The sequence below is a fragment of the Verrucomicrobiaceae bacterium genome, assembly GCA_016713035.1.
GTDB lineage: Bacteria > Verrucomicrobiota > Verrucomicrobiia > Verrucomicrobiales > Verrucomicrobiaceae > Prosthecobacter.
Window position 1 is genome coordinate 510,077 of sequence record JADJPW010000006.1, and the last position, 11,989, is coordinate 522,065.

Here is an 11,989-nt window from a genome sequence, read left to right on the forward strand (position 1 = left end):
TCCGGCTGCCCATCATCGTGGAGGCATCCTCCACGGATCAGATCACGCTCCAAATCCCCGACGGTGCCGCCCAGCCCATCGCCGGAAGCTGGTGGTGGTGCCCAGGGACAGCCGTCCTCTTTCGCCTACCGCCCATCTCAGGTCTGGAGTCACTTTGGCAGGATTTAGGCAGCGATAATCATGGGAAGCCTGTCACCCGGCCCATCCGCTGGCTTGTCGCGGAACGCGAGAAACTCGACACTGCCTGTCAGGTGGAGCTCCGTGGCTCTGTCTTGGCTGGGTTCCACATCGCGCCTGTCCCTTGCCAGTATGAAATTCACCTCGAAGGCAGCTTCCAAGCCCTCGAAGCACGGCTTTGGGGCAACTATGAGGGCAACAAGTGGCCCATTCACCCACCCGGCATCTTGGATGGCCATTCACAAGCCATCTTTCCCCTTCAAGATAAGCAGAAAACAGCCTGTTTTTACGTTCGTGACAGCAGTGCTGAACGAGAGTTAATAAAACGCCTAGAGCGTTACAAATTTGAATCAAGCGGTGGCTTTTGGCAGTTGCGAAAGCCCGATGAGATCCTCACATTTTATTCGCAGGGCCTGTCAAAATTCCCAGAAAATGTAACGATCATTAAAGGCGAGCGCTGGGCACATGTTACGCGAAACACGTTCCATATCGCTCCAAATCTGAAACCCGAGAAGCGTTACACCAATGATCAAGGTGGCACTGGAAATGATTGGTTGAGCATGGAGTTCGCCTACGAGGCGCCAGATGGCTTCCGACTAGCACGAACAGAAGTCCTCCGCCTCATCCGCAGCGGACAGCGGCAAATCAATGGCCGCAACGGTCAAAAATATATCCTCAACAATGAAAGCATCGAGGAGCTGGAGGAATCACTCCGGGATGTGCCTGTTCAGATGACGCCAGAGGGCGTGCGCATCCATGCCGCCCACGCGGACTATTTCCAGTCTGGAAGCGCTGTGTCTCTGGTTTTGCCTGCCATGGAACAGATCCGCAGCTCGCTCGGACCGCTGGCCGATATTTTGCGGGATTATCAGCTCGAAGGTATTCGCTGGCTGGTAGCCCGCACGCAGGCGGGTAGGGGAGGTATCCTGGCAGACGACATGGGTCTGGGCAAAACCCTCCAAACCATCGCCACCATCCTTTCGACAGGCCCCGAGCGGGGCCCTGTGATGGTGATTTGCCCCAAATCGCTTCTTGGAAACTGGGAGGCCGAGTTTGCCCGGTTCACACCTGCGTTACGGGTGCTGAAAATCGACGGAACCGGTCGGGAAAAGCACTTTGCTAAAATTTCCGCCCATGACGTGATTTTAACCTCTTATCCTCTTATACATCGTGATTTAGATAGCTACGCTACATACGATTTTAGGCTCATTTTCCTCGATGAGGCCAGTTTCATCAAAAACCCTGATACGGATGCCTCGAAATCCGTGAGAAAGCTGCGGGCAGGGGCCCGATTCGCCCTCACCGGCACGCCTTTGGAAAATGGGGTCCGGGATTTATGGTCCATCATGAGTTTCGCCTTACCAGGCTACCTTGGAAGCCGGGAAAACTTCAAGGAACGGTTTGAACAGCCAGTCACCAGTCATTTGAATGCTCCAGCTGGCCAACAAGCGGCTGAACGCCTTCGCCGACTCCTCAAACCATGGTTTTTGCGCCGAACGAAACGCCAAGTTTTGCGGGAGCTACCCGAAAAAATCGAACAGGTTCTCTGGTGTGACCCAAGCCCGGCCCAGGCAGAGGTTTATCGCCGCATCCTGGAAGAGGGCCGCGAGGAGATCAAGGCCGCCCGCCGCCGCTCTGGCCAAAACGGCTCCCGGATGACCATGTTCACCGTTCTGCTCAGACTGCGTCAGGTTTGCTGTGATTTGCGCCTCGCCAAGCTGCCAGAAGAAACTATTAAAGCGTTACAAAATGACGATTTATCCGGCAAATGGTCGGCTTTATTGGATCGCCTCGATTCTGTCATTGAATCTGGAGGTAAAGTGCTTGTTTTTAGCCAATTTGTAGAATTTCTACGCTTTATGCGGGAACAGCTTTTGCTGCGTAAAATCGACTTTTGCTACCTCGATGGTCAATCAAACGACCGAGCAGACCAAGTCATTTCATTCCAGACCCAGGCTGAAAAGCGAGTTTTCCTCATCAGTCTCAAAGCTGGCGGTTATGGACTCAATTTAACTGCCGCCGATCATGTGATTTTAGCCGATCCTTGGTGGAATCCCGCAGTCGAGTCCCAAGCGATCGACCGAGCCCATCGACTCGGCCAGCAACGCGTCGTGAACGCCTATCGGCTCATTGTCCGTGGCACCGTTGAGGAACGCATTCTCGCACTCCAAGCCAAAAAGCGTGGCCTAGTCGAAGCTACTCTGGAAGAAGATTTCGGAACTGGCGCAGGTTTGTCAGACAGCGAAATGGAGGAACTCCTCGGATAAATGAGTGCCTAACCCCCCCCCTTCTATAACCTTAACCAATAATAGTAATGCATATCAATTAGCTGGTGAGGCTCTGCCCTGGTGGCTCTGGGTTGTTTAAGTGCGGCTTATTGGATGTTCCATGCCTCCATGGCAAAGGCTGCGGCTCCGAGTGCTCCGGCGTCGGGTCCGAGAGAGGTCGGTCGGAGATTGATCGGTGAGTGCTCCAAGGCGGGTAGCAGGACGCCGGCTCGGGCGTTGATTTCATCGCAGAAACGGATGCCTAAGTTCGTGAGTGGCCCGTGTAGCAGAAATGCCCCGGAATCCACGATGAGCTGGACCATGCCCAGAGCCTTGGCGAAGTCGTCGATGACGGACTCCCAGAGCGGACCGGCGGTGGCGGACGAGTCGGCTAGCTGGAGGAAGGCTTCGCGTAGGTCGTCTGGAGCTGTTTTTTCGCCGGTGAGGCGGAGCCAGACGGCTCTAGCGGAGAGGACCTGCTGGAGCTGGCCGACTCCCCCGCCCTGGGATGTCCAGGGCCACATGCCGATCTCACCAGCCGCATGATGGGTGGCTGGGAGTAGGGCTCTGTCTTTGATCAAAGCCATGCCGAAACTGTTGCGGGCGCGAATGACGGCGAAATCGTCCATTTCCTGACCAGCACCGAACCAGCGCTCGGCGGTGGCGATGGCGTTGAGGTTGTTGTTCACGGAGGCTGGGACGGAGAATTCGGACGTGAGGATCTCTGCGAGCGGCACCTGCTTCCAGTCGATGGAGAACTGCGAATAGATCACCCTGCCGTTATCTGGATCGACAAATCCGGGCGAGCCTGCTCCCACGCCTAGAAGCGGGCCAGCAGCACCTTGGCGTAGCAGGTCCACAGCTTCGCAGATTCTGCGAAGGAGCTGTTTTTTATGGATGTCCTCGGGGATGGACCAGACGTGGCCCTCCACGGGATTCCCCGCGAAATCTAGGCGCAGAGCCCGTAGGCGGCCAACGGTGAATTCGATGCCCGCGAACCAGCCGGAGTGCGGGAGGATGCGCAGGAGGCGCTTCGGCCTGCCGACGCCTTTTTGCTCCAGGCCGGATTCCTCCAAAAATCCGCGTGCGATGAGATCATCCACGTAAAGCCCCATGGTGGAGGGAGATGTATTGAGTACATCGGCGAGCACGCCGCGTGAGGTCGCCTGCCCGTGACGGATGAGGCTGACGATGCGTGAGTTCAGGTCTTGATTGATGACTTTGAGAGTGCGCATAGGGACGGCGGTGGTGGGTGGAGTAGCGGCAGTGCGCTGTATCTTGTGATTATGTGCTAAATTCAACCGCAGAGGGAGAATTTCGCACTTCGTGGACGTTTCACCGCTGTCCCTACAACCCCACTTTCATGTCCGCTATCCCTATCCGCACGACTGACCGCCAATGTGAAGTAGCCTGGTTTTCTGCTCTATGCTCGGACGATTATGAGTTCCTGGGCGTGCCAGATGGAGCGCTGCGCTCAAACTATGAGCACTGTGGCGACATCGTGCGCCGGGCGGATGCGCTGGGGTATCAGAATATCCTGCTGCCCTCTGGCTGGATCGCGGGCCAGGATGCACTGGCCTTTGCTGCGGCGATGGCCCCGCAGACGCAGCAGATCAATCAGCTCGTCGCTCTGCGCATGGGTGAGGTCTGGCCGCCCATGCTAGCTCGGGCTCTGGCCACGGTCGATCACATCGCCAAAGGCAGGCTCTGCATCAATATCATCTCCTCCGACATGCCGGGGCTCAAGGAGAGCAATGAAGTGCGCTATGAGCGTGCCAGCGAGATCATCCAGATTTTGCAGGGGCTTTGGCGGACGGATGGTCCCTTTGAGTGGAAGGGCAAATACTACCAGATCAGCCTGCCGAACACCGAACCGGCGAAACCTTACCAACAAAACGGCGGGCCGCTCATGTACTTCGGCGGTATCAGCCCAGCGGCACAGGAATTGTGTGCCAAGCACTGTGATGTCTTCCTGATGTGGCCGGAGACGGAGGACCGGATCGCCGAGACCATGCGGGTGATGTCTGAGAAAGCCGCCGCTCATGGACGGCAGATCGACTTTGGCTTCCGCTCCCATGTCATCGTGCGTGAGACGGAGAAGGAAGCGCGGGCGGCGGCAGATCACCTCATCTCCAGGCTCGATACATCGAAGGGCGCTGAGATCAAAGCACGCTCCCAGGATAGCCAGAGTGCTGGTGTGCTGCGACAGGACGAGCTGCGTGCCCAGAGCAAGGATCTCTACATCGAGCCCCACCTGTGGAGCGGCATCGGGCTGGCCCGCAGCGGCTGCGCCAGCGCCATCGTCGGTGATCCTGATCAAGTGCTGGCGAAGCTGAATCGCTATATGGACCTGGGGATGCGGGCCTTTGTGCTCAGTGGCTATCCGCACCTCGATGAGTGCGATCTTTTTGCCAAGCATGTCCTGCCCCGACTGCACACCTGCCGCCTCAATGAGCTCCAAGGCCGCCGCGTGCCAGATCCAGTCACCCCGCTGACGACCGCAGAGCGGAAATAGGAGGCGAGAGCTCCTGCTTTGTGAACTTACTTTATTTGGGCTGGATGCGGATGGTGGGCGACGGATGCAGTTCTGTCGCTGGGGTGGTGGGCTGCTCTGCCTCACGCAGCACGGGCAGCACCATGCTGCCGAGCATGTAGATGAGCCCCCCACCGAGTCCCGCGCCGATGGCGATGAGACGGCGCTGGATCACATTCTCCCGGTCGATCAGGAACCAGAAGCGCATGCAAAACAGGATCCACAGGAGGCTGATGCCGAAAACGATGAATTCACCTTTCATGCCATCAGGATGACACGAGGCACGAACGCCGCGCAATGCGAAAGTGGCCGCTGCTAGCCAGTCGGAATGACCACACCTCGCACTTGGCCAGAGCACCTTGGGCAAAGTAGCCTTGTTGCTGTGCAACAAGGATGTCCAGTTCCGCAGGGACTGCGCCACATTATGTGAAGCCCATTTTTGGAGCACAATCACGCTCCTCACTGGCGTATAGTGGGCATGAACTCTCCTTTTGGCCTCTACCGCCGCGAGATGCTGCGCGAGTCCTGCGCTGGTTTTGGCATGCTTGCGCTCCAGGGTTTGCTAGCGGGCGAGGCAGCGGCCTCTGCCGTCCCTGTGGCCAATCCCATGGCAGCGAAGAGGCCCCACTTCACGCCTCGGGCGAAGCGGATCATCTTTCTCCTCATGAAAGGCGGCCCCTCACAGGTCGATACCTTTGACCCGAAGCCGCTGCTGGATCGCGACCATGGGAAGCCGCCGCCCTTTGCGCTACCGAGGGTGAAATTCGCCCAGACGGGCAATCTGCTACGCTCGCCGTGGAAATTCCGCCAGTACGGTCAAAGCGGTCTGCCGGTGAGTGATCTCTTCCCTCATGTGGCGCAGTGCGTGGATGATCTGTGCATCATCCGCAGCATGCATGGGACCAATCCCGCTCACGGTGGAGCCTTGCTGAAGCTGCACACGGGCAGCGATACCTTTGTGAGGCCGAGCATGGGTGCATGGATCAGCTATGGTCTAGGTACGGAGAATACGGATCTACCCGCCTTTATCACCATCTGCCCTACCCTGGCCCATGGTGGCGTGAATAACTGGGGCAGCGCCTTCCTGCCTGCGAGCTGCCAAGGCACGCCGCTGGGCAATGCCAGCGTCACCGCCGAGCAGGCAGTGGTGAAGCACATCACGAACAAGCGGCTCTCCCCTGCCCTACAACGCATGCAGCTCGATTTTGCCTCGGAAATGAATCGAGATCACCTAGCCTCTGTCGGTGCCAATCAGGCCCTGGAGGCGCGGATCGAGTCCTTCGAGACCGCTTATCGCATGCAGACATCCATGCCACAGCTCCAGGACATCCGTGGCGAGAGTGAGGCCACCCGGAAGCTCTATGGCATGGATGATCCGCTGACGGAAAACTTTGGCCGTCAGTGCCTCATGGCGCGGCGATTTGCAGAGGCAGGCGTGCGCTTCATCCAGGTCACGCATAGTGATGGTTTTGTGCAGTGGGACCAGCACAGTGATTTGCTCAAAGGGCACAGCGAAAATGCGTCCGAGGTGGACAAGCCTATCGCAGGCCTGCTGCGTGATCTGAAGGCGCGTGGACTGCTAGAGGACACCCTGGTGCTCTGGGGCGGTGAGTTCGGTCGCACGCCTGTGGCCCAGGGCAGTGATGGCCGTGATCATAATCCGCATGGCTTCACCATGTGGATGGCGGGTGGCGGGGTCAAGGCGGGCACCGCCTACGGTGCCACCGATGACTACGGTTACTATGCCGCAGAGGATAAAGTCCACATCCATGACCTGCATGCCACGATCCTGCATCTCATGGGCATGAATCACGAAAAGCTGACCTACCGCTTCGCAGGCCGTGACTTTCGCCTCACGGACATCGCCGGTGAGGTGGTGAAAGGTATCATGGCCTGATTGGGCGGACTTATTTCGCAGGCTCCGCTGGGGCGGGCTCTGGCGCGGCCTTCTCCGGCTCGGCAGGTGCGGCGGTCTTTCTGCGGCTCTTCTTGAGCAATCAGGCGCAGACGCTCCAGGTCACTCTCCGCCCATTTGCTGCGCGAGCCACTCTGGAGGACTTCACGGGCCACTAGGCGGATATCTTCTGCATTGGGTGAGCCTGGATAGACCAGCCTCTCCCATAGATTCAGCACGGCGCTGTCCTCACGCTCCAGCAGTAAGCGGGCTGTCTGCTGGCGCATTTCGGCATTCTGGGGCGGATCGAGGTGCAGCCAGGTGAGGAAGATGCTGTACTTTTCATGCGAATAGGGCAGCTGATCGCTATGGCCGGAGAGCAGCATCTGCGTGTCCTTCCAGGTGCCATTTTTGGCGGTGATGAATTGCTCTGCGATGTCGGTGTGCTTCGCAGCCATGCTCGCAGCTTGGTTTTCTCTCCAGCTACGTGCTTGTTCTGGCGTGAGCTTTTCTACAGCGTCCTGCGCGGGGAGCGGCGGCGTTCCTCCACCCAAAAACAGCCCACGGAAATCTTTTGCGAGGCGATACACGCCATCAGGAGCGAGCAGTATGGTGCCCGCCATCATCAGCACTCCGAAAGACCAGCCCAGGAAAATCCGCGCCATACTGCTGGCCTGCGGCTGCACACCATAGACATCTTCATAGTTTGGGCGGCCCCGGTTGAGATAGTTTGCCGGTGGTGCTGGGGATTGCTCCGGTGCGGGACTAGCACTGGCTGTCGTAGATGCTGCTGCGTCCGTAGTGGGGGGCACGGCTTCTTTGCGCCGCCGTAGCTCGGCCTCCACTTGGCCTTTTTGGAGCGCTAGGCTCCACCACGCGGCTGGGGCCACACGCTGGAACACCTCAGCCCCTGGTGCATCCGCATCCAGGCACTCCGCCATCGCATTCAGCGCCTTCACTTCATCCGCAGATTCCCACTTCCAGGCCACGCGTGGGCGGCGGGCACGAGTATCCCATAAATCACGCACTTCTTGGGGCATGCTGGCCGTCATGCGACCTGCCTCGATCCACCTTTTCGCATCGGCCAGTGCCTCAGCATGCTCTTCACCCGCATTTGGAAAAGCTGCATTGAAAAGCTGCTCCGCACGGGCAGGACGGGTGACAGCCAGTGTGGCGGATAGCGCCAGCATGACCTCTGTTGCGGCGCTGTTTTTCATATTTCCCTGCGCAGCCAGGATCGACTCTGCCAGGCGTGCCAGCCGGTGCGTCTCGCCCCGTGTGGCCCACTTTGATGCCACGATGCATGAGATCGCCGCCTCTCCACAGCCCAGCTCGATCACTAGGTCTGGCACGCGTGCGAGTTCGGCGAGTCGGTCCTCCTCGCCCTCGAATAGCTCACTGATGAAGGCACTAGCCGGCACGGCACGCTCTGGCTTGGAGAAGGCCTCCGTGCAAAAAAAAAGCATCAAAACGCACAGAAATGCCCGCCTGGTGCTTGAGCGAGTCCATCAGGTCGATCGCGGGCTTGCGCAGCTCTGGGGGCAGAGCGGACTTCGATCAGCGTCTGCAAGACACCTTCCTTCTGCTCACGCTCGGCCACCGTTTCGAGCAACTGCCCCGGCGCATGTTCCATCACATGCGTGAGGTGTGGGGAGGCGGTCGTGACGGGAGATTCAGCAGACATGACTCTGCATATAAGTGGGGAAAACACGGATGCAAAACAAAGTCTCCCCACTTAGTCCCACCGTCATTGCTCCTGCACCTTCAGGCGGAAGAAGCGCATCGGCTCGCCCGACGGTGCGGTGATGCTGCGTGTCGTGCCGGTGGGTAGAGGTTGGCCGTTGTTGCTCGGCACATTCCAGAGGGACCAGGTTTGCAGGTTTGTGCTCGTTTCGATCCAGCTCAGGCGGCCTTGTAGGTTCGGGAATTGCACGGTGTAATTGCTCGATCCACTGCCAATGGCTGCCTGGAGCATGCTCGCACCATTCAGCGGCTGCGTGAGGCCGAGGAATTCGTTGTAGTTCGTGATGCCATCTCCGTCGGCATCGGCACTCGGATCACCCGCAGGACTGCTGGAGCTACCGAACTGGGCTAGACGCCATTCTTCATAAGTTTGGCGGCCCGCGATGCTGTTGATCCAGTCCATCACGACCTGAGTGCCGTCTGGGTCGATGACAGCAGTGCCCAGAGGCGGCATGCGGGTGTATCCGCCACTGGCGCTGAGGCGGTTCCAGATGACAGATTTGTCGGCAAAGCCCGCACCACGGCTTTATGATCGGGGGCTGCACACATTGCCGACATGGGCGTCGATCATGGCGGTTCCAGGGAGGCTGAGTTCGGGTCGCAAATCAAAATTCCGATCCCCGTGCCGCCCGCTTGATGGCAATACGAGCAATTCACCGCCAACCAACTCCGCGCCCGTGTCTCCAGCGGCACTGGTATCTGTGGGGGTGTGGAATTTCGGCAGCGTATTGAACCGTGTCGGCGCATTGAAATAGCCTGCATTGGCCAAGAGCTCCAGGTAGTTGCCAGTCTGGCCGCCCAGCGTGCCGTGCGGTTGAGCTGCGCAGTTTCAAAGCTCAATCCATGGCCACCTGTGGGTATGGCATGCTAGGCACTCACTGCGGCCTGGGATGCCAGTGCACATTCAGGCGTGCCTCCGATGCTCACGTTCATGTCAAAATCCTCGCCCCATCGGCCACGAGGAGGGCATCCGTGCCGGTTTCATTCCAGCGGTAGCTGACTCCATGCTGCTGCCGGTGGCATTGACCATGAGTAAGCGTGTCTCCAGGCGGATTCTACTCGCTGGATTGCCGCGTGTGAGCTCGTAGTCGAAGTGCTTGATGAACAGTGCCCCCGCAGGCAGTGACCAGTTTCCATCCTGCACATAGCCGAAGGTGTCCGTATCGTTCGGTAGCATGAACCAGCGGCCCTTGATGGCATAATCACTCCAAAACGGCAGATTGATGTCGCGCTCGATGCCGGGATTGAAGCTCAAATCACTAAATCGGCAAAAAGACCGGTTTCGCTCAATTTCGCTAGGGAATGTCGTATCGACCGTCTGCGACACGAGACGACGCACTTTGCCCTCACCGTAGTCGAGCATCAAATGTCGCCATTGGCCGGATCGGGATCGAGCATGAACGCGACGATGCCAGATTCACCCGTGATGCGTTCCACCGTCGGCGGTTGCTACTTGATTGCGTGTCAGCGACCAGATGTGTCCGCTGACGAAGTCACCAAAATGTATTTCCCGGTTAGCGCAGGATATTTGGGCCACGGTATATCAGCCCTCCACCGGTGACACTACGGCCCTCCAGGGCGCCCACCACCATGAAAGTAGCTCCACAGCGGCGCGATGGGTGTGAAGCCACCGGTGGATTGGTCTTCGGCCCTGGTGCTGCGGCCTCCAGATAGCTCCAGCCGTAGTTGCCGCCTGGCGTGATGATTGACCTCTTCCTAGCTATCGATCCGACCTCCCGCGCACATCTCGCCATTCTGCGGGTCAAAGCTGAACTGCCATGGATTGCGCATGCCGATGGCGAAGATCTCCGTGCGCAGTGTGCCTGTCGAGCCAGTCCATTGAAGCCGGTGGCTCCGATGAAGGGATTGTCCGCTGGCACTCGAAGTAGGCCATGGCTGCCACAATTGAGCACGATGCCAGAGTGCGCATTCGACCAGATTCCCGGCGAGTTCGATCCACGTCGATGCGGAAAATGCCGCCCCAGAGTCCTTGTCGATGCGCTGGGCGTTGTTGTTGCCATCACCGTTCCACCTGCATCACCCGCCGCCCAGTAGAAGTAACCATCCGGCCTCGAATCGACAGGAGTCGATGTTGCTGAATGCTGGAGGGATTGGGAATGAGATGAAGGGGCTGCTCACTGGCGAGGTCTCCCAGATCAAGATTCCCACTCACCGCCGTGAAGCGTGAGACACGGGCATAATCGACCCCACTGCGATGCGCAGATTGTCGGTGTCAGAATGGCGGATTCGTGGGGAACTTGGATGCAGCGATGCCTTTGAGCCCCATTCATTGCCGTCGTCATACACCGGTAGCGGCGTGGCGAAGGCGATTCCGTCGGCGTGGCACTATGGATGTCGTTGATGGAGCCAGATCTGGCCGTTGCGCTGACCGACGAGCACTTTGTTCACACTCCCGGCACCGCCGCCATGCAGCTCGGGGCATTGAAATTCCATCCCCGGCGTCTCGATTCGACGACCCTGCCTGTCGGTGGTAGCGGCACGGTGCTGGTCGTATTGGCGATGCGTAGTGCAGAGGTGAAGCTTAAGTCACCGTGACCGGCGCAGACACTCCATTGGTGCCGACGAGTCGGTAAGTCAGCGAATCACTGGCTGGAGTGCCTGTGGTGTGCTGGTAAAAATGCGACCTGCACTATCCACGCTGGCAGTGCACTGCTCCGGTGGTGTGACGATGACCACGCTACCCCACACCGGCGTCGCTTTACGGACGTCGAGCAGCGCCTCTCTGTGTGGCGCATGGTGATGGCATCCGGGAAGGCCGTGGAGTACCGAGGCTCTGAGCGACCGCCAGACGTGGTGACGGCGAGATTGTCCACTGCGTATCGCCCCGGCACTGGAGGCAAGGCGCAGGCCGGTGATCCAGTTCAAAAGTGCCGGTGTAGGCACGCTCGGCGGCGATGGTGTTGCTGCCTTCCGACAGTGTGAGATCTGGATTCACCCAAAGCAGCAGTTTGTTCGCCACAAAGTCCAACTTGGCCACCACGGTGAGTTGGCCAGCCCGCGACGGGCACGATGCCGAGTAGGTGTGCCCACTGGCCAGATCATGGATGGCGAACTCCTGCACGCCGCTGCTCCGATTCACCGCAAAAAGGCACCCAAAGAGAAAGCGCTCCGTGCCGAAGTCCATACAGACTCATCCCGCCCCAGGTCGCCGGCATCGCGCGCTCTCGTAGCGCACGTAGATGGCTTTCGCGGCGGAGGTGTCGGCATCATTGATAGCCGACCCATCTGCCTCCACGCCATTGAAGCTGCGCATGGCACCAGCAACCCATGTGCGCAGCTTCCCTGCGCGATGTAGGGCGAGTTGAACTCATGGCTCCACGCCGCAGGATCACCGGTATGAGGCTGGACCAAAGG

The 11,989-nt window shown here is 58.8% G+C and carries 13 protein-coding genes; 5 read left to right on the forward strand and 8 right to left on the reverse strand.

What is annotated here, in order from left to right:
- The first annotated feature begins 251 nt into the window (after window positions 1–251).
- Complete coding sequence (locus IPK32_19320) at window positions 252–2,444, forward strand: SNF2 helicase associated domain-containing protein (GenBank protein MBK8094055.1); 2,193 nt, start codon at window positions 252–254, stop codon at window positions 2,442–2,444.
- Window positions 2,445–2,551: 107 nt separating this feature from the next.
- On the opposite strand, the gene IPK32_19325 is transcribed toward IPK32_19320, so the two are convergent.
- Complete coding sequence (locus IPK32_19325; protein ID MBK8094056.1) at window positions 2,552–3,679, reverse strand: ROK family protein; 1,128 nt, start codon at window positions 3,677–3,679, stop codon at window positions 2,552–2,554.
- A 128-nt stretch (window positions 3,680–3,807) separates the two neighbouring features.
- On the opposite strand from IPK32_19325, the gene IPK32_19330 reads away from it, so the two are divergent.
- Window positions 3,808–4,959 (forward strand): LLM class flavin-dependent oxidoreductase, encoded by a 1,152-nt coding sequence (locus IPK32_19330; GenBank protein MBK8094057.1) that lies wholly within the window; start codon window positions 3,808–3,810, stop codon window positions 4,957–4,959.
- Window positions 4,960–4,990: 31 nt separating this feature from the next.
- On the opposite strand, the gene IPK32_19335 is transcribed toward IPK32_19330, so the two are convergent.
- Window positions 4,991–5,239, reverse strand: a complete 249-nt coding sequence (locus tag IPK32_19335; GenBank protein ID MBK8094058.1) for a hypothetical protein — start codon at window positions 5,237–5,239, stop codon at window positions 4,991–4,993.
- 216 nt (window positions 5,240–5,455) lie between these two features.
- On the opposite strand from IPK32_19335, the gene IPK32_19340 reads away from it, so the two are divergent.
- Window positions 5,456–6,874 carry a DUF1501 domain-containing protein gene (locus tag IPK32_19340; protein MBK8094059.1) on the forward strand — a complete coding sequence of 473 codons (1,419 nt, stop codon included), beginning with the start codon at window positions 5,456–5,458 and terminating at the stop codon, window positions 6,872–6,874.
- Here IPK32_19340 and IPK32_19345 read toward each other — a convergent pair.
- From IPK32_19345 to IPK32_19365, 5 genes are all read right to left on the reverse strand, one after another.
- The gene (locus IPK32_19345; protein ID MBK8094060.1) at window positions 6,802–8,337 is read right to left on the reverse strand and encodes a hypothetical protein; all 1,536 of its coding nucleotides are present in this window, start codon (window positions 8,335–8,337) and stop codon (window positions 6,802–6,804) included. The two genes, IPK32_19340 and IPK32_19345, sit on opposite strands and share 73 nt — an antisense overlap.
- Window positions 8,337–8,555, reverse strand: a complete 219-nt coding sequence (locus IPK32_19350) for a hypothetical protein (GenBank protein ID MBK8094061.1) — start codon at window positions 8,553–8,555, stop codon at window positions 8,337–8,339. Before IPK32_19350 ends, IPK32_19345 begins: the two co-directional genes overlap by 1 nt.
- A gap of 63 nt (window positions 8,556–8,618) precedes the next feature.
- Complete coding sequence (locus IPK32_19355) at window positions 8,619–9,068, reverse strand: hypothetical protein (protein MBK8094062.1); 450 nt, start codon at window positions 9,066–9,068, stop codon at window positions 8,619–8,621.
- Between the two features lie 72 nt (window positions 9,069–9,140).
- Entirely contained in the window at window positions 9,141–9,383 is a 243-nt protein-coding gene (locus tag IPK32_19360) for a hypothetical protein (GenBank protein ID MBK8094063.1), read from the reverse strand.
- A gap of 165 nt (window positions 9,384–9,548) precedes the next feature.
- The gene (locus tag IPK32_19365; GenBank protein MBK8094064.1) at window positions 9,549–9,977 is read right to left on the reverse strand and encodes a hypothetical protein; all 429 of its coding nucleotides are present in this window, start codon (window positions 9,975–9,977) and stop codon (window positions 9,549–9,551) included.
- A 338-nt stretch (window positions 9,978–10,315) separates the two neighbouring features.
- Between IPK32_19365 and IPK32_19370 the strand changes: the two genes are divergently transcribed.
- Together IPK32_19370 and IPK32_19375 are read left to right on the forward strand one after the other, a co-directional pair.
- The gene (locus tag IPK32_19370; protein ID MBK8094065.1) at window positions 10,316–10,669 is read left to right on the forward strand and encodes a hypothetical protein; all 354 of its coding nucleotides are present in this window, start codon (window positions 10,316–10,318) and stop codon (window positions 10,667–10,669) included.
- 297 nt (window positions 10,670–10,966) lie between these two features.
- Window positions 10,967–11,170, forward strand: a complete 204-nt coding sequence (locus IPK32_19375; GenBank protein ID MBK8094066.1) for a hypothetical protein — start codon at window positions 10,967–10,969, stop codon at window positions 11,168–11,170.
- Between the two features lie 163 nt (window positions 11,171–11,333).
- Here IPK32_19375 and IPK32_19380 read toward each other — a convergent pair whose 3' ends face one another.
- Window positions 11,334–11,759 carry a hypothetical protein gene (locus IPK32_19380; protein ID MBK8094067.1) on the reverse strand — a complete coding sequence of 142 codons (426 nt, stop codon included), beginning with the start codon at window positions 11,757–11,759 and terminating at the stop codon, window positions 11,334–11,336.
- Between the last annotated feature and the right edge of the window lie 230 nt (window positions 11,760–11,989).